This is a genomic window from Agriterribacter humi, assembly GCF_009192765.1.
Lineage (GTDB): Bacteria > Bacteroidota > Bacteroidia > Chitinophagales > Chitinophagaceae > Agriterribacter > Agriterribacter humi.
Genome location: NZ_VOHQ01000002.1, coordinates 70,232 through 87,092 on the forward strand (window position 1 = coordinate 70,232; position 16,861 = coordinate 87,092).

Below are 16,861 nucleotides of genomic sequence, written 5' to 3' on the forward strand. Positions count from 1 at the left end.
AAACATATCCTATGGCACAAAAAAAAGGACAGACCGGTAACCCCAATGGCAGACCAAAGGGCAGCCCGAATAAAGCAACAAAAGATTTGAGGCAGTGGGTGAATGGATTCATACAAAGCCAAACCGAACAGATACAAAAGGACTGGAAGCAACTGGAACCCAAGGACAGGATTATTTTGTTTGAAAAGCTACTTAAATATTCCCTGCCTACACTACAGGCCACTTCCCTAACGACAGACTTGGAAAAATTATCTGATGAAGACCTGGATCGTATCGTAAATGAAATCTTAAATAAGCAGCAATGAAAACCCGGATTGAAAAATTAACCTTCCTATCTAAGATGAGAGAGGGAACGATCACAAAAAATGAATTGTTCTTTGCCTCTATGGAATTGGATAAATGCACGGCTGATGAATTAAACTGGCTACTGGAAATGAAAATCAAGTTGAACAGGGGAGAAGCACCGGCACAGGAGGATAAAGAACATTTTGAACAGTTTAAACGCAACTACAATGCACGTAACAAAAAGTAGGCAGCAAAAAATTGAATTTATACGCCGTATAAAACTGGGTGAAATATCAGCCGATCAGCTTTTTATTTCTACTCTTGACATGGACAGGTGTACTGTCGCAGAGTTGAATTTCCTGCATGATATGCTGGTAAAGTGTGAAACCGAAAAAATAGTTATTCCCGATGAGAACAGGAGCCAATTTGATCAATTAAAAAAAGATTATGCAACAAGACAAAATACCCAAAACACGGTGGGGGAAAATAAAGTTTCTCAATGACCTGAAGGCTGGAAAAATCACTATTGCGGATATTGCCGGCGATAGCTTCACCATCTGGGATAACGAGGGCGATAATTACACCAATACCGGAACAGGAGAAACGATAACCCGGAATGAGTTTGAGGCGCTAACGCTAAAAGGAACACATATTATACTGGTTTTTGCAGATGGGTGTGATCCCATAGAAGAAGATTTTGAATAAAAACTAACGATAAAGAAGTAGCTTTATACTATCTACGCTATAAGCGACAACACACACTCCAATCTTTTTTTACACTTCTCATTCAGACACTCCCACGCACTACACATCGTTGTATTCTCAATTGTTTAATTATTAAATAGGAAATATGGAAGAAGGTTTAAAAATCCGTGTTGGTGCGGATTTATCTGAAGTTGATAAAGGGTTCGATACACTCATTAGTAAGGCTAAAGAGTTGGGCAAGTCTGTTGGCTCGTCAATCAGCACATCCGGAATAGATAAGTTAAGCGAATCTCTTGAAACGGCAAGCGAAAATGCACAGGACATTGCAGCTGATCTATCTAAAATTGGCGGCAAGAGTGTTAAGCCTATTATTGTAGACGTAGACACACACGCGGCAGAAAAAGCAGTAGACGATTTAGAAAAAGATATTGACAAACTTGGCAGAAAGGCTCCAAGGAGCACCGGTGTCGGTGGTTTTGATGACTTTACGCAGAAGATAAAGGGTATAAAAAAACCTACCAACGATGCCACCCGTTCCCTTGTTGACCTATCCCGAATAGCACAAGATGCCCCTTTTGGATTTATAGGTATCGCTAACAATATTAACCCTGCATTAGAATCATTTCAACGTTTAAAAACAGAATCCGGAAGTACAGGCAAAGCGTTAAAATCACTTGTACTCGGTCTTGCCGGCCCCGCTGGTATAGGCGTTGCATTTAGTGTTATATCATCTGCATTAGTTGTTGCGGTGCAAAAATACGGATCAGTAAGCAACGCTATCAAAGCATTAACCGGTGATTTATCAGCAGCGCAACGGGTTCTTAATGATTTTAATAAGGCGTTTGCAACTTCTGGCGGTAATGCATTAGCTGAAAAATCAAATCTTGAAAGCCTTGTATCTATTGCCAGGAATGCAGCGCTATCAACTGAAGCAAGAAAAAACGCAATTGAAGAAATTAACAATAAATACCCGCTCTATTTAAAGAATCTCAATCTTGAAACATTAAACACAAATGAAACTTCGATTGCCATAGGTAAGCAAATAAAACTACTTGATCTACGGGCAAAGCAGGAGGCAATATCAACTGTACTTAAAAAGAAATATGTTGAATTAATTGAGAATGAAACAAAAAGCGTAGACGAGCAGCTTGGAGTGTGGGATCAGATTGTTGTAACGGCAAAAAAGCAATTTAATATTTCTGACGGATTAGTGGATGCGGCGGTACGTGGAACTAAAAACTATAAAAAACAGAACGATGAATTAAATAGAGGGGTAGGTATCTTGAAAAAACAGCAAGATGCTGTTAATACTGCAATAGCTGAAATAGGCGGCTTTACTGTTCAGCCAGATAAAACGAAAAGGGCTGCAAGTGAGGCAGCAAAACAGATTGAAAAAGCATTCAAACTTATTGCCCCAGAAATCGAAATCCCCGTTTCATTCGGCGGCAAACAAATCTTTAGCGAATCTGTTAAAGAGATGTACGATGCCTTTAAGAATTTCAAGACATACTTTGAGCAAAAGGATGATTTAAAAATTGAGGTGCCGCTTACTATTGACAAATCAAAACCCATTATCCCGCCCGAACATATACAGCAGGCAATAACACAGATGCAAGCCATGCAGTCAGAACTTGATGCAATGGCGCTCTTTGTAGGCGGTCCGCTTTCAGAGACTTTTGCCGGCTTATTTAGAACGATTGCCACAGACGGTAAATTATCCATGAAACAGGTGGGGCAGGCTGCAAAACAATTGGTGACCGATCTTATTGCCGCCGCCGTTAAAGCCGCTGTGCTGGCTGTGATATTTAAAGCATTTGGCGGGAAAGCGGGCGCAGTTGGATCATTTGGCAGCTTGTTCAAAGGCTTATTAACAGGGGGCAGCAAAATGGCAACAGGCGGCATAGTTCCCCCTGGCTTTGAGAACGACACCTTCCCGGCGAGATTATCATCCAGAGAAGCAGTTATTCCACTTGACAGATTAGAAAGCATGATAGGCGGCAGGCGTGAGGGTAGCGGTGAGATGGTTGCCCGGCTCCGGGGTGCCGGTCCCGATCTTATATTATTCCTTGAACGACAGAAACGCTCACAAAACAGGTCATTTTAACCACTCCGTATATTTCAGATTTAAAACTTACCCCTGGCTATTCTTAGCCGGGGTTTATTGATTCAGTTGTTTGTTATTCTTGATTTGATTTTCAACTGGCCTTATATAAAAAAACAGGGTCAATAATAAAAGCCATATTGATATTGCTAAAACTACATTCACGAGCAAATCAGAGGGATATTGTCCCTTTATGTTATATAGCATCCAACCTCCGTAACTGATTGGCAGAATAATACTTCCTAATAATGGGAGCCATAGAATAAATAAAAATATCGTGGTTAATATTGATCCTTTCATTGTAACAAGCCGGGAAAACTGGGTTATTATTGAAAATGGCAGTATTGCACTAAGAAATGAATTTATGTGGTTTAGATTGTAATATTTTTCTTCCGGTTGCTGGTTATACACTTCAAAAGCTAACGTTTTTGTTATTTGAAGTAATTCAGACTGATTTTTGGAAAGTAGTGCATATTCCATTAGCAGATAAGCAAATGCCAGCGGCATTAACTTCGCAATCAATGAAAAGTCTTTAAGCCCAAATGGACCCATACTTATTGACAGCAATCCATCGCTTGAAGAAATAAAATAAGTTAGTCCAACGATTAGCATGTACAGGGTAAGAGTATTAAGCCTCTTGTTGGTGGTGGTGAGCTTGGTGTACATTCTGCTATAAAAATCAAAAACCCTTTCTTCAGAATTTTCGTTTATGAAATCTTCTATTTCTGCCTTAGTCATTGAATATCGATTTGCAAAAAATTAATTATATCCTATGGAAGTTGAGTTAATCTACGTCAGGTGACCCGCTTGCGGGCGGAACTATAAATTCTTTATTTAAAGAATCTTTGCTTATTGGAGGAACAGACAATATAAATCTCTCGAATTTATTACGATTGTCGTACTCCTTATTGATAATAAAGTCACATGCTTCTTTGAAATCAAAATACATATCTTCTGCCTTCAAATTAAGCCTATTGCCATTCTCTACTAAATGAGGTAATTCATTCTTACTTGATAGCGTTATTTCATACTTAGGAACCGCAGCATGTAGTAACCCGCATCTAAATGAATGATAGAGGTCATACTTTTCTAAGTATTGGCTGTATTTCTGCAAGCTTGGTATGGATTTAATTGCGTGTTCGAAATCTGTTTTGGAAGCACCATTCGTATTCCATTGCTCAGATTTATTTAGGCATTTTCCCAAGAACTCAATCCCTACTGCCATTACCATAAAGGATATGTATGGATTGGTATTTACAATAACTCCCAATTCATCAATGAAAATCTGTTGGATAAACTGCTTAGTATTCAGGGTTGCCATGAAACTAATTTACTTATAATATTTCAAGAAGATATATTTCTGATTCAAACGGGCATAAAAAGCCCGGAATTAATCCCGGGCTATAAAAACATTAGCATCTAATTTAGGCGCTCCTTGCGCTGCGCATCTTTCAATGCAACATCGATTAGTGGCTGCTGGTGCGGGGAGTAAGAAGAAAGAAGCCGCTCTAATGATAAAGTGGGGCAAACGTGCCGCTTCAATGGGTAAGGAAAAGCATCGTAAGGACAATGCGACAGGCGATCACATTTTAAGCAGGTTGGGTTAATTTCACTTTTCATTGTAATTGATTGTAAGGTTAATAATTAAGCAGCTTTCTTTTGTTCCCGTTCCGCTTCTTCTTCCATTTCTTCTATTTCGGCAAATAGAAAAGCAACCTCAAACAATGCCGTGAAGTTTGCCATAAATTCGTTGTGATAGCGTTTGGAGATACCATATTCCGCGTTACCTAATGTATGAACTGAACATGCTCTTAACATTTGATGGTAATATTCTTCTACTCCGCCGTGTCTATGAATTTTTCTCATAGCCTCCCTCATTCCAGATTTGTCACAGCGCATCCACGGCCCGGTTATCTCTTTAAGTATAAGTCCCGTTGAGAAATGTAGTGAGCCGACGTCTACAAACCCATTTACCGGTTGGGGAGGTGCTTCCAATACGCGTATAGAGTATAGCACGTCAACTATAAAATCTACCAGATTGTCGGGTGTTTCAAAGCGGTTTACTAAAACATCTACAGCCTTTTCATACAGGCATGCAATTGAGTCTTTTACCTTTTTCATGATGATAGTTTTAAAAGTAAAGTAATGTGGTAGGGTTAAAATTGGCAGAGCCACGGTTACTACCGGGACCGCTTTTTACTTTTGGGTGTAGGCTTGTACTTAGCCACTTTTACGAACGGGGGGCGGTCCTGCTGCCCTGTCCAGGGCTTATAGCTTTTTTCAATTGGGTTGCTCATGGCAAACACCAGTTCTACGTAGCGGAGTCTTTGTTGAAGGTTTGAATGTGTCATGTCAACTGTTTTAATGTTTCATAAAGATAACCCGGTTAACTGAGATAACCAATGATGTTTGGTAAAAAGTTATCCACATTAACCAAGTTATTTCAGTTAACCACTTTTAATATTATCTTTGTTATAAATATTTAATATGGCTCCGGTAAAAAAATCAGTTACACCAGGACAGACAACCATACCCCAGGTGGGGGTTAAGAGAGTACCTGTTGCAGTATTAGACAAATTGCAGGCTATTGCTACGCTTGAAGGTGTACAATACAATGAAATATATAACTTGGCTTTTGTTAAGCTTATTGAAGCCTATGAAGTAAAGAACGGAAAAGTAAAGGTCCGCCCTAAGGGGAAAGGATTAGAGGGAATTTAATTGTTTAAATTAATGCCTCGTGGACAGAGGAACATCAGATGACTTCAAGCCATTAGGGGTGATGGTTTAAAAAAGCCATGCCGCCTGCCCAGGAAAGATACAATAACGAAAAAAAGCCAAAATGGATAATGCAAAAATATTAAAAGCAGTAAAAACCTCGATTGAGAACGAAAACAGGATAGATGATGAAGCAGCAGCTGAACTACTTGGTATAACTAAAAAGACGCTACAAAACAGAATACATCGTATACCGGCGCACCTGTATACAATAAGCCCGGTAAATGGGAAAAGATTTTGGTATAAAGATAAACTAATGGGTACATAACCGGTGGCCACATGGACAAACTAAAGGTTGTGAAGAAAGCAAGAAAATAGTATATTTAAATATGCTCACACCTGAAAAGGAGAGATTATTAAAAGAGCTTAACAAAAATTTGAGCCTGCAGAAAAAGATACTTACGCTACAAGAGGCGGCAGGCCTTCTAAATATATCAAAAAGCTATCTGTATAAAATGGTGCATTGGGGTATAGTGCCATATTCAAAGCCGAACGGTAAGCTGTTATATTTTGACAGGAAGCAGCTTGAAGAGTGGGCGCTATCAAGCCCCGACATGAAGAAGGGGTGCCGCAATCTACCATAGAAATTACGGGAGATGCAAATAAAGCCGCAGTACCTCTTTTAGATGTTTCGGCAGAACCAATAAAATTAATAAATCCAACAGACAATGGCAAAAGCAGCAAAGAAAGCCCCAAAGAAGAGGGCAGATAAATACGAAGAAAAGGAAGCTATCAAAGGCAGCTTCGAAGATGTTATTGGGGTGTCTGTTAAAAACTCAAATAAAAGCACAAAAAATATGTTAGTAGAATTTACAGATAACATTAGAGGAATCGATTATTCTTTTCAAAGGGTATTTTATGCAGATAAACTTAAGTATCATGTCACATATAACGATGCAGACAATACGCCTGTTACATTTAGAATGTCAAGAGAGGACGAGGGATATTTTAAAATTGAAGCACAATCCCTTCCAATTCAAGTATTAGACTCAGAGGGAGAACTGAGTAATAGAATCTTAGAAAATGAAGAGCAGTTTTAAAATAGTTAATAGGTAGCCTTTGAGCAACAGCCGCTCCGGTAGCAATGCCGGGCATTTTTTACGTTACTTGTCCCAACACGTATATAGTTGTCCGTTAGAATATATTGTACTTTTAGTACTCGGGTCTGTGGCAAATAAAAAGGAGTCATATAAAAAAACGAACCTATGATAGAATTTTATCCCCAATGCTTTAAAACTTCAAAATACAAGGTCGAAGTCCGAAGCCAACACCACGGAAATTATCACTTCATAGTGAAGGCTGATAATTCAGAAATTTACAGCTTCAACTGGTATGATAGCTCGTATACGGGCGAAAGAATTAAGTCAGCATTTATGCATAGTAATGTTGATCAAATAGAAAATGAGGTGCTAACCTATTTCACCGTTTACAAAATTTCAAACTGAAGCACTACCCGTTTTTTATTTTCTGATTACTACATTTGCGAGCTATTGAAGTCATGATACGCAGCGAGTGTTTTTGCTTTGTATATTGAGAAAAAAGCAAGTACAATGAATATTATACCTACTCATGAAGAGCTGCAGGAAGTAAAAAAGTTTAACCGCCATATTGAATGGCTGAAGCGAAAGGAGCTTAAAGAAGGTTACACCGCCTCGGCGGGCGAAATAATGAAAATTACCGGGTGGACAAAAGACCGGCTAAAAGGTGAGAGGGAACGCGGCACAATTAGATCAAAGAAGTACGGGACTCAATTTCGATACGATTTAAGCAGCCTTCCGGAAGTGTATAAGCAGAAGATTATCTATGCCCCAAATGAGAAAGAACAACAAATAAACTCCCCAATTTCTAATCCACACCATATGGAAGAACAATTTTCATCCGGGAATAAAAAGGGAACACTAAACCTTATCAATCCTGAATTCTTTAATATTTATTTTAAAACTGCATCTATCTCGTTTTAATAATAGCAAACCAAGCACCTCAAATATCTAAATATCTACAAGGTTATGACCCCGGAGCAAGAAAAAATATTGAAAGATTTCAACAATAACGCGCATTTGTTACGCGACTTCATCCGAAGTGTTGAGTGGTTGAAAAGAAAAGAGTTGAGCACTTCAACAAAATGGGTACGGGCATCCGTTATATTGGAGAAAACGGGATGGACCCGGGCAGAATTACAAACCGCCCGGCGTAACCGGTATATCATGTACAATGAAAAAACGCACCTGTACGACCCGGGCAGTATTAATCAGGATTATCTGGCAGTGACAAAGAAAGGGTAATGGTTCCATACTGCTAATGCGGTCTCGTGAATTCCTTTAATGGTCTGATATGACTTGCATATAATAAATCCTCGGGTGTATTTCGGTTGGGGCCCTGAATAAGGATTTGTTTTTACTGATATAGTCCATTAGTTTTTTTATTCTTTTAGCGCTCTTCTTGTTCGGTTCTTCTTGATTTGAAAGCCTCATTTGCGCCTCGACTTCAGCAATCTTTGTTTTTGCCAGAATATTATACCGGTCCCCGTATGCCATCGGGACCCTATCTGTTATTATAATGGAATTGCCGGCATGTAGTTCAAATGATTCCATTTTTACCCGCTGCCTGGTACTTAGCATGTCATGTAAGTATTTAAGGTTTGCATAGAATGTATCAACATTATTAACCTGTAGCGGAAAGTACCCTGTTCTTATCTGCTCAACTGTGATACTGTCTGTGTAAACGATAGGCTGTTTAAAACTGCGATGCAGTAGGGCGACCTTTTGCGCCGATGCTGGCAGGAAAAAAGCTATACATATTAAGGGTAAGATGATTTTCATTGAAAACAGGCATTAGGGTATAGTAATAAATATAATAAAATCTCCTACAGCGGCCTACTCCAAGTTTACTGATTATCAACAACGGCCTATAGCTTTTAAAGTGTTTGAATTCCAACCTTATCCCGGAATTTTGAATCCCCGTTCTAACAGTAACTCCCTGGCTGCGGCACAGGTTTCATAATCCTCTTTTTTCAGTGCTTGCAGGTAGAGATTCATTAAAGATAGATCAGTAGGGTTCAGATCTCTCAAGACAGGCACCCGGTCTTTCTCCGGTAGTTCACGTAATTTTTCCGACATGAACCGGGAAAGGTAGTTGTACTTTTCTTCCATCCGTCTTTCCTCCGAGGTATTTGATTGAAAGTTTTCGGTATCCATTTGCTTAATTTTTTATAACTTAGCTTAGTCTAACATTTTTATTTTATCAATAAAAATATTTTTTCATGAGGATACTGATTTTGATATTGGTGCTGGCTTCTGTAGGATGCGAGGGTCAGAATAAAGTCAAATTCGTTCCCGGAGCTATCATATCATACACATGTAATTTCAATTTCATTAACGATACGGCTACACAATTCAATACTAATTTTACTTTTGAAGATTTACAACCTAAGGGTAAACCAGACGATCCCCTAATCCCGTTGCTATCGGCACAGCGTTAATAAGCGCTTCCATTTTCGCTCTTTTGCTTTCACTTTGCGAAAGTATTTCTGATAATCCTTTCGGATTTCCTATTTCACACAGAAAGTATCCTTGAACTGCGAATGCCTCAAACTCCGTGTCCTGGGCTAAGTATTTTTTGTCGTATATACTCCCTCCCCTATAGAGTTTACTCTCTTCTACAAAAGAAGTCTGAAGATAATGCACACATTCGTGAATCAATACAGATTTTACTACAGCTTCGTCATATGCACTAAACACTCTTTTCCTACCCAGTACCGAATCAATTAGCGGCCCCACAGTTATTGTTGGATCTCCACACACCCTGTTGGCATCTATACTTCCGGATTTTTGATTGGAAGTCCCGAAAAAGGTTGCCTTTTTTCTTTCAAAACTACTATCAAGCTTGAAAACAAGCTTTGCGTCTTTCTTGAAATACTTCCTCATTGGAATATCAAGCGCATGCATTATTTGGATAGCTTTTGTAATGTACTCATCAGGGCTGTACGGTAAGGCTCCATCTTGATAGGATAGGTCATATATATATGTAATCGAATCCATTGAAGATACTGCAGCTTTTTGGTCACCCTCTGAACAAGCGACTAAAAACAAAAGTAATACAACTGCAATCTTTCTCATTTTTGTGCAAGATTTTTAAAGGTTTTAGGGGTCTCTGGTAGGATGTTGATTATCTAAAGTATATAATTTTATTTTAAAATATGAAAGTTTATACATAAATCAAATAAAAAAAGCCCGGAGTAAAAACCCCGGGCGGTTGCTAACCTATGAAAAACACCGTTACTAATTTAGTGTCTTATTTTTACAATTACAATGCCTTTATACAAATTCACCATCACGCTGCTATCAGGTAAGGTGCAGCCATAGGTGATTATGGGCAATTACATATGGGTCATGTTACCGAAATGAGCTTTATTAAATAATTTGAAAGTAACAAGGAAAGAAAATGCTAAGCAATGGGCGGGCTAATGAAAAGTGATTGATCCGTAAGGATGTTGAGGCGCTGGGATAATTACTCATATTTTGAACTACTATCTTTTGGGACGACATAGTCTCCCTCCTTCCAGTTTCTTTCCTCATGTAGCCACTCCAAAAGTGCTCCCATAAATGAAAATCTTATAGCCAATCCTGTTGCTTGTTCAAAGCACACTTGTCCAGGGGTTAGTTCCCTAATATATATTGACCTTTTGTAAATTGCTTGATTACCCTGTATTACATAGGTGGTTGTGCTGCCAATTTTTACAATTCCGCCTGGCGCCAAGCGCCCGCTATTTATTAATTGCTTTTCAATAAAATCTAAATCCACTGACGGATGGTAATTCTCTGGCATTTACTACGCTAATTGGGGGTCAAGGTTTACTTCTATATTCGGATTCGCGTAGTTGCTTCCGGTCTGAATAAGTCTTTCAAGGAAAGCATCAGTGTCTGAAATATTGTAACCAAGAATTGGCTCGCCGCTTTTTCCGTCAACGTTGATCCAACCTAATGACTGTAGTTCTTTAACTATCCCTTGCCCAAATTTATCAGCAACAACGCAAAATGCGGCTATTGCCTCCTCAATTGCTTTATCTGTATCCTCTTCGTTCTTTGCAACTGTTTCGATTCCAAGCATAGGTAAAGAAATCCCAATACTACAATGATCGGTTTGCTTAGTCCAGATCGGCATTGACACCGATACGGACATTAGTTTTCCGCCTTTTTGGAATAATCGGATATTTGCTTCCGCATGCATATTCTGTGTTTTTAGAAAATTGTTATAGGACTTTAACGTTTTTAAGCGAATTCTGTTGTATGAGCATTGGTACTCGTCATGGTATCTACATGCAATATATGTACTAATTATATACAAAAAACCACTCAATGTTACCGGCGGTTTTTAACGATATGCAAAACATTGATTATCAGGTAATTATTTTTAACCTTTTTTAAAATCACAAAAACGATCTTGTTAAAAAATGCAAATTTGTCAAAACAAATAAATTCCCAACCGTTATAGGAGGTCCCGAGCGGATTTGAACCGGTGTTATCCGGATTGGATCCGAACCAATGACCTGAACACAATGAACCAGGGTTCGACTCCCTGCAGCTCCACAAACTACCTGCATGCGAGATAAGGGTACGATTTCAAAACCGACCCTTCGCCATGATGGTAAGCAGCGGCTATTGCCTGGGTGTTAAAACTTCACACCCGTTCGTATTAAGTACGAACCCCGGTTTTTATTGACCGGGGGTTTTTATGGGCAAAAGCGAGTGTTATTACAATTTTTGTTACCCTGCTGTTACTTCATACCTAACAATATAATAAGAATATATTGATAATTAATTAGTTACAATCATAGGTATTGAACCAGTCCCGGGCACAAATTCCCCGCACGAAGTGCAGGGAATTTTTGTTTGGACGTGTTGCCAACTTGTTGGCATAAGCGTACAAATAAAAATTCCAATGACGCGAAGCAGCAGAGAATTTGGATAAGACCACCATTTTGATCAACACAGTTAATCCAGTCCCGGGCACAAAGTATTGTAAATCATTTATTTACAGTTCTTTTTTTGTTTCTGGTTGCTAACAACTTAAAATTCCCAAATATTGTACTTATTTTTGTACTTAAATAAGAACAATATGAGAATTGTAAATTATTCTGAGTTCCGTAATAACCTGTCTCAAAATTTGAATTCAGTAAATGACGATCGGGAAATTGTTATAGTGTCCAGAACACAAGGGAAAAATGTAGTTGTAATGGATTTGGATGAATACAACGCTATTCAGGAAACACTTCATTTAACAAGTACAAAGTCTAATCGCAAAAGGCTGGAAGAAGCCATCACAGAGATGAACAACAATAAATTTCTCAGGAATAAACTCATAGAGAAATAGAATGGAATTGGTGTGGCAAACAAATGCCTGGGAGGATTACCTCTATTGGCAGGAGCAGGATAAAAAAATGCTGCGGCGTATTAACGACTTAATTAAAGATACATTACGTTCTCCATTTAAGGGTATTGGCAAACCAGAACCGCTTAAGGGAGACTTGTCAGGTTATTGGAGCCGTCGTATCACAGATGAACACAGACTGGTATATGCAGTAAAGGAAAAAAGGGTGCACATCATCCAATGCCGGTTTCATTATCATTAAGTGATTAATCCATATACAACAGCATAACGATACAGTTCTCGTTTTGTGACAAAAAAGCTAGTTAATTCTACATTTCCTTTTATGTCTCCTATTTCACCATCAACGCATTTTGTGTCGAAATTAATTTGTATTCCCGACATCAAATTTAACTCATGTCGAAATAAGTGCCCTGATTGCAGGTTTGACATTGACATTGCTATACAAATCGCAGCTTCTCCTCTTCCAGGTCAAGGTACTGCAAATGCCGGCGGATGATGTCTTCATCCAGCGTTATTTCTGACTTGTTTTTGAGCAGCAGCCATTGTCTTTGCTGGTTCAGAATATCGAGATAAACAATCTTGCACTCTTCCGCCATCAATGCATGCTCAGTTGTGCTACTGTTTGTTTCCCACTTTTGAGCCATTTGTTGCAATACGGGATGTTTACTCAATTGTTCCTGGTGGTTTATTCTTAAATGTTGAAGGGCGTGTTCAGCCAGCTGTTTTCGTATCAGGCTGTCCACTTCTTCCTCTGCCGGTTCTGCGCTCATGCCCGGAGTAATTAATTTTTTTATTAAATACGGCAGTGTCAGTCCCTGTATCAATAGCGTTAAAAGGATAACAATAAATGTAATAAACAAAATAAGATTGCGTTGAGGGAATGCAGCGCCATCGCTAAGCTGCACGGGTATAGACAAGGCTGCTGCTAATGATACTACACCGCGCATTCCGGTCCAGCCCAGTACAAACGGAACTTTATAACCCGGATTCCGGGAGTCAGCCACGGTAATGAAATTGCGGGCGATCAGCGTAACAACTACCGCGCCATAAGCCGATAAAATTCTCCCCACAATCAATACCGCAGTAATCAGTATACCATAACCTATAGCTGAAGAAAGACTTACTCCACCGAGCCCTGCCGTAATTTCCGGCAGATCAAGTCCAATTAGCAAAAACACTACCCCGTTCAGTACAAAACAAAGACTCTCCCATACGTTATAACCACGCAAACGGGAACCACTCCTTAGAAAAACATACCGTTTATTCGATAACAATAAGCCACCGCTTACCACCGCCAGCACGCCGGAACTGTGCACCTGCTCAGCAGCAAGGTACATGATGTATGGCGCAAGAAAGGTCAAAACAATATCCATATTTGCATCTGTAGGGAGGTATTTATGTATTTTCATAAAAATGAATGCAACAAGCAAACCAATGCCTACCCCTCCTGTCAGCATCCAGCCAAAGCTTAATGCCGCTTCGTACCAGATAAACTGACCTGTGGCAACCGCAATCACAGCAAACCGGAAAATAAGCAATGAAGATGCATCATTTAACAAACTTTCCCCTTCTAATATAGACGACATTCGCTTAGGCACTTTTACAAATTTCAAAATGGCACCTGCACTAACCGCATCCGGTGGCGATACAATGCCGCCCAGCAAAAAGCCCAACGCCAGCGAAAATCCGGGTATGAAATAATTTGATACAAAGGCAACCGTCATGGCAGTAAGAAACACTACCACAAAAGCAAAACTACTGATGATGCGACGCCAGCGCCACAACTCTTTCCAGGAAATAGACCAGGCCGCCTCATACAACAATGGTGGCAGGAAGATAAAAAAAATAAGTTCAGGATCTATACGCATCACAGGAATGCCAGGTATAAAACTGATAACCAGACCTGCCAATACCAACAGCACAGGGTATGCTACTTTAATTTTATTGGCCAGCATTATTAGCAGTACAATGGCCATAACGAGGCCCAGGTAAAACGGAAGATTTTCAAGCATGTATTGTTTGCATTTAACGGTACTCAAAGATAGGAGTTGAAATACCCTGAAGTAACGCTACTGCAATAGTTTTTTGGCGGGGGAAGCTGCCTTTTGTTAGTTCTCCGCATCATGAAAAATTATACCGAGGCTATGCCTGTTGCCACTATGTACCGGGCTTACACCATGCTTCATATTAACCTTGTAATAACCTTTGCTTCCTTTAGCTGAACGGAAATTGGTGGCGAATACCACCATATCCCCCAGGTTGGGTTGCAATACATTGGCTTTTGATTGCGCCCTGGGAACCTGCTCTGTTATTACAAATTCTCCCCCGGTATAATCTTCACCTGCCTGGTCAAGCATAAAAACAACCTGTAAAGGAAAGTAGATTTCTCCATATAAATCCTGGTGGAGGGTATTGAATCCCTCTTCCCCATATTTTAGTATCAGCACAGTGGGTTTGGTTTGCCCATTCTGGTGGCAGATTTTTTTCATTTCCTGGTGAATCAGGGGAAAGCGTTTATCTGATTTCAGCTCTTCCATCCACTGATTGGCAACAGGGGCGATGTTTGGATAAACATTTTCACGCAACTCGGTAATGATACCTGGCAACGGATATTGAAAATATTTGTATTCACCTATGCCAAAACGGTAACGTTGCATGTTGATTATTTTGCGATACCTATTGTGTGCATTGTAATCTGCAATGAGTGTATCACATTCTTTTTTATTAAGCATATTTTTTACAATAACAAAACCTTGGTCATGTAACTGAGTATTGATGGTATTCCAGTTTTTATCTGCTATGCGCTCTTTGATCGTTTTCATTTACTGTATTTTGTAATATCAGATTGCGTGATGTGCTTTTGAAGCCTCCCATCCGATGATGGCGTTTTTACGGATGCTGCCCCAATGGTATTGGCCGATTTCGCCGGTAGATTTAATGACCCGGTGACAGGGGATAAGAAATGCTACCGGGTTATTTGCTACTGCAGTACCTACCGCCCGGGAAGCCCCTTCATAACCGGCTTTCGCAGCCAGATTACTGTAGGTGGTAAGACCGCCGGCCGGTATTTTCAACAATGTTTCCCAAACCTTAATCTGGAAATCAGTTCCCTTTAAATGTAATTTAATTTCATCCAGCTTACTCCAATCCTGGCTAAACACAAACAAGGCATTTTGCTGAATCAAGTCCACAACAGGATGATACTGTGCATTGGGAAAAACAGCTTTCAATTGAGCAAATGCTTTTTCCGGGCCCTCATCGGCAAAAGCCAAATAACATATTCCTTTTGCTGTTGAGGCTATAATCACGGAGCCAAAAGGCGTATCTGCAAATGCATAATTAATATGAAGTAAAGTGCCCCCATTTTTATATTCTCCCGGAGTCATACCTTCTACTTTAACAAACAGGTCATGTAATCTACCTGTGCCTGAAAGCCCTGTCTCAAAAGCGGCATCAAGCAGGGTAGCGCCTGTATTTAATATATTTTTGGCATGGGTGGCACTCAGGTATTGTAAAAACTGCTTGGGGCTTACGCCTGCCCATTCCCGGAACATCCGCTGAAAGTGAAACGGGCTGAGGTGAACATGTGCTGCTGCTTCCTCCAGGTTCGGTTGCGATTTGAAATTTTCTTTCAAGAAGGAAATTGCTTCTGCAATTCTTTTATAATCCAATGCTTGTTGTGTTTCCATGATGTTTCATTTTTAAATTATTGTTCTGAAAGTAATATTGATCCTTCCGCCGGTAATATGCGGTTCCTTCTGAATACTGTGAAACCATTTGTGTTGCGTTTCGCCTTTCATCAGCAAAAAACTACCAGGTGTGAGGAGTATTTTTTCCTTTATATGCTTTTGTTGATAGTGGCGGAAATGGAAGTAACGGGCGGCGCCAAAACTAACTGAGCCAATTACCGGGTTAATACCCAATGATTTTTCATTATCGCGGTGCCAGCCTATGCTATCATTTCCGTTGCGGTAACAATTAAGGAGTGCAGTGTTAAATACCTGCCCAGACAATTCTTCGATACGTTCTTTGATCAATAACAATTCCTTTGTCCACGGGTGCGGATGCATGGTGATGCCGGTATAACGATAAGATTTTCCTTCATCTCCATACCATGCTGTAAGCCTCGGTTGCATCACTTTTTTACTCATTATAACAACCGGTTCCTGTTTCCAGTGAATATTTTTCTGTAAGGCTTCCCACAACTGTTCGCTTTCTTCTTTTGAAAAGAATTCGGGAAAAAGATACGCTTCACCGTCAATGGGTAATATATTTTGACTTATTGCCACAATCAATATATTATAGATCATCATTAAAATTTACACCAGCTTTCCATCTTTTGTACTTATCCGGCAGGCAGGCCCCGCATGGACGATAACCTGCGCCAATAGCCTGTTGTTCATCTTTAAAAAATACCCTGTTCGCTGTTTTCATCCGCTTGCCGGATTTACAGGATAATAAACCATAAATTTTTGCTTTTTTATAGCCTCCCCAGTTAATTGTTTTACTGCGTATGAGGCTTGCCAATTTCTTTTTCCGTTCTTCATTATTTTTACCCAGCGCTATGTGCTCAATCATTGCTTTTGCTTTTTGATATACAAAACTACA

At 39.6% G+C, this 16,861-nt stretch carries 27 protein-coding genes; 13 read left to right on the forward strand and 14 right to left on the reverse strand.

Annotation, left to right across the window (positions count from 1 at the left end):
- The first annotated feature begins 11 nt into the window (after positions 1-11).
- The 4 genes from FRX45_RS03465 (at position 12) to FRX45_RS03480 (ending at position 3,094) form a co-directional block, all read left to right on the forward strand.
- The gene (locus tag FRX45_RS03465; RefSeq protein WP_152267018.1) at positions 12-305 is read left to right on the forward strand and encodes a DUF5681 domain-containing protein; all 294 of its coding nucleotides are present in this window, start codon (positions 12-14) and stop codon (positions 303-305) included.
- On the forward strand, positions 302-532 hold the full coding sequence (locus tag FRX45_RS03470) for a hypothetical protein (protein ID WP_152267019.1): 231 nt from the start codon (positions 302-304) through the stop codon (positions 530-532). The genes FRX45_RS03465 and FRX45_RS03470 overlap by 4 nt, the downstream gene beginning before the upstream one ends.
- A 200-nt stretch (positions 533-732) precedes the next feature.
- Positions 733-990, forward strand: coding sequence for a hypothetical protein (locus FRX45_RS03475; RefSeq protein WP_152267020.1), 258 nt, complete (start codon positions 733-735; stop codon positions 988-990).
- Between the two features lie 145 nt (positions 991-1,135).
- Positions 1,136-3,094 carry a hypothetical protein gene (locus FRX45_RS03480; RefSeq protein ID WP_152267021.1) on the forward strand — a complete coding sequence of 653 codons (1,959 nt, stop codon included), beginning with the start codon at positions 1,136-1,138 and terminating at the stop codon, positions 3,092-3,094.
- Positions 3,095-3,148: 54 nt separating this feature from the next.
- Here the strand turns inward: FRX45_RS03480 and FRX45_RS03485 are convergent, their stop codons facing one another.
- Both FRX45_RS03485 and FRX45_RS03490 read right to left on the reverse strand, forming a co-directional pair.
- A complete protein-coding gene (locus FRX45_RS03485; RefSeq protein WP_152267022.1) occupies positions 3,149-3,829 on the reverse strand; it encodes a hypothetical protein in 681 nt (226 codons plus the stop codon).
- Between the two features lie 46 nt (positions 3,830-3,875).
- Positions 3,876-4,412 (reverse strand): hypothetical protein, encoded by a 537-nt coding sequence (locus tag FRX45_RS03490; protein WP_152267023.1) that lies wholly within the window; start codon positions 4,410-4,412, stop codon positions 3,876-3,878.
- A 133-nt stretch (positions 4,413-4,545) separates the two neighbouring features.
- On the opposite strand from FRX45_RS03490, the gene FRX45_RS23140 reads away from it, so the two are divergent.
- Positions 4,546-4,698 (forward strand): hypothetical protein, encoded by a 153-nt coding sequence (locus FRX45_RS23140; RefSeq protein WP_193311569.1) that lies wholly within the window; start codon positions 4,546-4,548, stop codon positions 4,696-4,698.
- Positions 4,699-4,735: 37 nt separating this feature from the next.
- Here FRX45_RS23140 and FRX45_RS03495 read toward each other — a convergent pair whose 3' ends face one another.
- Both FRX45_RS03495 and FRX45_RS23145 read right to left on the reverse strand, forming a co-directional pair.
- The gene (locus FRX45_RS03495; RefSeq protein ID WP_152267024.1) at positions 4,736-5,212 is read right to left on the reverse strand and encodes a hypothetical protein; all 477 of its coding nucleotides are present in this window, start codon (positions 5,210-5,212) and stop codon (positions 4,736-4,738) included.
- A gap of 59 nt (positions 5,213-5,271) precedes the next feature.
- Positions 5,272-5,442, reverse strand: coding sequence for a hypothetical protein (locus FRX45_RS23145; protein ID WP_193311570.1), 171 nt, complete (start codon positions 5,440-5,442; stop codon positions 5,272-5,274).
- A 136-nt stretch (positions 5,443-5,578) separates the two neighbouring features.
- On the opposite strand from FRX45_RS23145, the gene FRX45_RS03500 reads away from it, so the two are divergent.
- The 6 genes from FRX45_RS03500 to FRX45_RS03525 all read left to right on the forward strand — a co-directional run bounded on the left by FRX45_RS03500 (position 5,579) and on the right by FRX45_RS03525 (position 8,148).
- The gene (locus tag FRX45_RS03500) at positions 5,579-5,809 is read left to right on the forward strand and encodes a hypothetical protein (protein WP_152267025.1); all 231 of its coding nucleotides are present in this window, start codon (positions 5,579-5,581) and stop codon (positions 5,807-5,809) included.
- Between the two features lie 121 nt (positions 5,810-5,930).
- Entirely contained in the window at positions 5,931-6,134 is a 204-nt protein-coding gene (locus tag FRX45_RS03505) for a hypothetical protein (protein ID WP_152267026.1), read from the forward strand.
- A 61-nt stretch (positions 6,135-6,195) separates the two neighbouring features.
- Positions 6,196-6,450, forward strand: a complete 255-nt coding sequence (locus tag FRX45_RS03510) for a helix-turn-helix domain-containing protein (RefSeq protein ID WP_152267027.1) — start codon at positions 6,196-6,198, stop codon at positions 6,448-6,450.
- A gap of 84 nt (positions 6,451-6,534) precedes the next feature.
- Positions 6,535-6,906, forward strand: a complete 372-nt coding sequence (locus FRX45_RS03515) for a hypothetical protein (RefSeq protein ID WP_152267028.1) — start codon at positions 6,535-6,537, stop codon at positions 6,904-6,906.
- A gap of 510 nt (positions 6,907-7,416) precedes the next feature.
- Positions 7,417-7,827 (forward strand): hypothetical protein, encoded by a 411-nt coding sequence (locus FRX45_RS03520; RefSeq protein WP_152267029.1) that lies wholly within the window; start codon positions 7,417-7,419, stop codon positions 7,825-7,827.
- 45 nt (positions 7,828-7,872) lie between these two features.
- Entirely contained in the window at positions 7,873-8,148 is a 276-nt protein-coding gene (locus FRX45_RS03525; protein WP_152267030.1) for a hypothetical protein, read from the forward strand.
- A 36-nt stretch (positions 8,149-8,184) separates the two neighbouring features.
- Here FRX45_RS03525 and FRX45_RS03530 read toward each other — a convergent pair whose 3' ends face one another.
- From FRX45_RS03530 to FRX45_RS03550, 5 genes are all read right to left on the reverse strand, one after another.
- Positions 8,185-8,685: a hypothetical protein gene (locus FRX45_RS03530; RefSeq protein WP_152267031.1), complete on the reverse strand. Its 501-nt coding sequence runs from the start codon at positions 8,683-8,685 to the stop codon at positions 8,185-8,187.
- A 117-nt stretch (positions 8,686-8,802) separates the two neighbouring features.
- Entirely contained in the window at positions 8,803-9,060 is a 258-nt protein-coding gene (locus FRX45_RS03535) for a hypothetical protein (protein ID WP_152267032.1), read from the reverse strand.
- A 231-nt stretch (positions 9,061-9,291) separates the two neighbouring features.
- Positions 9,292-9,981 (reverse strand): hypothetical protein, encoded by a 690-nt coding sequence (locus tag FRX45_RS03540; RefSeq protein ID WP_152267033.1) that lies wholly within the window; start codon positions 9,979-9,981, stop codon positions 9,292-9,294.
- Positions 9,982-10,372: 391 nt separating this feature from the next.
- Complete coding sequence (locus FRX45_RS03545; RefSeq protein WP_152267034.1) at positions 10,373-10,690, reverse strand: hypothetical protein; 318 nt, start codon at positions 10,688-10,690, stop codon at positions 10,373-10,375.
- Between the two features lie 3 nt (positions 10,691-10,693).
- On the reverse strand, positions 10,694-11,092 hold the full coding sequence (locus FRX45_RS03550; protein WP_152267035.1) for a hypothetical protein: 399 nt from the start codon (positions 11,090-11,092) through the stop codon (positions 10,694-10,696).
- Between the two features lie 888 nt (positions 11,093-11,980).
- On the opposite strand from FRX45_RS03550, the gene FRX45_RS03555 reads away from it, so the two are divergent.
- Both FRX45_RS03555 and FRX45_RS03560 read left to right on the forward strand, forming a co-directional pair.
- Positions 11,981-12,235 carry a type II toxin-antitoxin system Phd/YefM family antitoxin gene (locus FRX45_RS03555; RefSeq protein ID WP_152267036.1) on the forward strand — a complete coding sequence of 85 codons (255 nt, stop codon included), beginning with the start codon at positions 11,981-11,983 and terminating at the stop codon, positions 12,233-12,235.
- Position 12,236: 1 nt separating this feature from the next.
- Positions 12,237-12,494 carry a Txe/YoeB family addiction module toxin gene (locus FRX45_RS03560; RefSeq protein WP_152267037.1) on the forward strand — a complete coding sequence of 86 codons (258 nt, stop codon included), beginning with the start codon at positions 12,237-12,239 and terminating at the stop codon, positions 12,492-12,494.
- Between the two features lie 196 nt (positions 12,495-12,690).
- Here the strand turns inward: FRX45_RS03560 and FRX45_RS03565 are convergent, their stop codons facing one another.
- The 5 genes from FRX45_RS03565 to FRX45_RS03585 all read right to left on the reverse strand — a co-directional run bounded on the left by FRX45_RS03565 (position 12,691) and on the right by FRX45_RS03585 (position 16,831).
- Complete coding sequence (locus FRX45_RS03565; protein ID WP_152267038.1) at positions 12,691-14,265, reverse strand: Na+/H+ antiporter; 1,575 nt, start codon at positions 14,263-14,265, stop codon at positions 12,691-12,693.
- Between the two features lie 96 nt (positions 14,266-14,361).
- Positions 14,362-15,075, reverse strand: a complete 714-nt coding sequence (locus tag FRX45_RS03570) for a 2OG-Fe(II) oxygenase (protein WP_152267039.1) — start codon at positions 15,073-15,075, stop codon at positions 14,362-14,364.
- Between the two features lie 18 nt (positions 15,076-15,093).
- A complete protein-coding gene (locus FRX45_RS03575; RefSeq protein WP_152267040.1) occupies positions 15,094-15,942 on the reverse strand; it encodes a methylated-DNA--[protein]-cysteine S-methyltransferase in 849 nt (282 codons plus the stop codon).
- Positions 15,943-15,954: 12 nt separating this feature from the next.
- A complete protein-coding gene (locus tag FRX45_RS03580; protein ID WP_226804924.1) occupies positions 15,955-16,566 on the reverse strand; it encodes an alpha-ketoglutarate-dependent dioxygenase AlkB family protein in 612 nt (203 codons plus the stop codon).
- Positions 16,553-16,831: an Ada metal-binding domain-containing protein gene (locus FRX45_RS03585; protein WP_152267041.1), complete on the reverse strand. Its 279-nt coding sequence runs from the start codon at positions 16,829-16,831 to the stop codon at positions 16,553-16,555. Before FRX45_RS03585 ends, FRX45_RS03580 begins: the two co-directional genes overlap by 14 nt.
- Positions 16,832-16,861: the final 30 nt, after the last annotated feature.

Bases quoted from the DNA above. Each gene is read 5' to 3' on its own strand.
- FRX45_RS03465 (WP_152267018.1), top strand. From the start codon at position 12: ATGGCACAAAAAAAAGGACAGACCGGTAACCCCAATGGCAGACCAAAG.
- FRX45_RS03540 (WP_152267033.1), bottom strand. From the start codon at position 9,981: ATGAGAAAGATTGCAGTTGTATTACTTTTGTTTTTAGTCGCTTGTTCA.
- FRX45_RS03570 (WP_152267039.1), bottom strand. From the start codon at position 15,075: ATGAAAACGATCAAAGAGCGCATAGCAGATAAAAACTGGAATACCATC.
- FRX45_RS03550 (WP_152267035.1), bottom strand. From the start codon at position 11,092: ATGCATGCGGAAGCAAATATCCGATTATTCCAAAAAGGCGGAAAACTA.
- FRX45_RS03515 (WP_152267028.1), top strand. From the start codon at position 6,535: ATGGCAAAAGCAGCAAAGAAAGCCCCAAAGAAGAGGGCAGATAAATAC.
- FRX45_RS03475 (WP_152267020.1), top strand. From the start codon at position 733: ATGCAACAAGACAAAATACCCAAAACACGGTGGGGGAAAATAAAGTTT.
- FRX45_RS03510 (WP_152267027.1), top strand. From the start codon at position 6,196: ATGCTCACACCTGAAAAGGAGAGATTATTAAAAGAGCTTAACAAAAAT.
- FRX45_RS03555 (WP_152267036.1), top strand. From the start codon at position 11,981: ATGAGAATTGTAAATTATTCTGAGTTCCGTAATAACCTGTCTCAAAAT.
- FRX45_RS03580 (WP_226804924.1), bottom strand. From the start codon at position 16,566: ATGATGATCTATAATATATTGATTGTGGCAATAAGTCAAAATATATTA.
- FRX45_RS03535 (WP_152267032.1), bottom strand. From the start codon at position 9,060: ATGGATACCGAAAACTTTCAATCAAATACCTCGGAGGAAAGACGGATG.
- FRX45_RS23140 (WP_193311569.1), top strand. From the start codon at position 4,546: ATGCAACATCGATTAGTGGCTGCTGGTGCGGGGAGTAAGAAGAAAGAA.
- FRX45_RS03505 (WP_152267026.1), top strand. From the start codon at position 5,931: ATGGATAATGCAAAAATATTAAAAGCAGTAAAAACCTCGATTGAGAAC.
- FRX45_RS03480 (WP_152267021.1), top strand. From the start codon at position 1,136: ATGGAAGAAGGTTTAAAAATCCGTGTTGGTGCGGATTTATCTGAAGTT.
- FRX45_RS03490 (WP_152267023.1), bottom strand. From the start codon at position 4,412: ATGGCAACCCTGAATACTAAGCAGTTTATCCAACAGATTTTCATTGAT.
- FRX45_RS03525 (WP_152267030.1), top strand. From the start codon at position 7,873: ATGACCCCGGAGCAAGAAAAAATATTGAAAGATTTCAACAATAACGCG.
- FRX45_RS03545 (WP_152267034.1), bottom strand. From the start codon at position 10,690: ATGCCAGAGAATTACCATCCGTCAGTGGATTTAGATTTTATTGAAAAG.
- FRX45_RS03560 (WP_152267037.1), top strand. From the start codon at position 12,237: ATGGAATTGGTGTGGCAAACAAATGCCTGGGAGGATTACCTCTATTGG.
- FRX45_RS03470 (WP_152267019.1), top strand. From the start codon at position 302: ATGAAAACCCGGATTGAAAAATTAACCTTCCTATCTAAGATGAGAGAG.
- FRX45_RS03585 (WP_152267041.1), bottom strand. From the start codon at position 16,831: ATGATTGAGCACATAGCGCTGGGTAAAAATAATGAAGAACGGAAAAAG.
- FRX45_RS03575 (WP_152267040.1), bottom strand. From the start codon at position 15,942: ATGGAAACACAACAAGCATTGGATTATAAAAGAATTGCAGAAGCAATT.
- FRX45_RS03485 (WP_152267022.1), bottom strand. From the start codon at position 3,829: ATGACTAAGGCAGAAATAGAAGATTTCATAAACGAAAATTCTGAAGAA.
- FRX45_RS03520 (WP_152267029.1), top strand. From the start codon at position 7,417: ATGAATATTATACCTACTCATGAAGAGCTGCAGGAAGTAAAAAAGTTT.
- FRX45_RS23145 (WP_193311570.1), bottom strand. From the start codon at position 5,442: ATGACACATTCAAACCTTCAACAAAGACTCCGCTACGTAGAACTGGTG.
- FRX45_RS03530 (WP_152267031.1), bottom strand. From the start codon at position 8,685: ATGAAAATCATCTTACCCTTAATATGTATAGCTTTTTTCCTGCCAGCA.
- FRX45_RS03500 (WP_152267025.1), top strand. From the start codon at position 5,579: ATGGCTCCGGTAAAAAAATCAGTTACACCAGGACAGACAACCATACCC.
- FRX45_RS03495 (WP_152267024.1), bottom strand. From the start codon at position 5,212: ATGAAAAAGGTAAAAGACTCAATTGCATGCCTGTATGAAAAGGCTGTA.
- FRX45_RS03565 (WP_152267038.1), bottom strand. From the start codon at position 14,265: ATGCTTGAAAATCTTCCGTTTTACCTGGGCCTCGTTATGGCCATTGTA.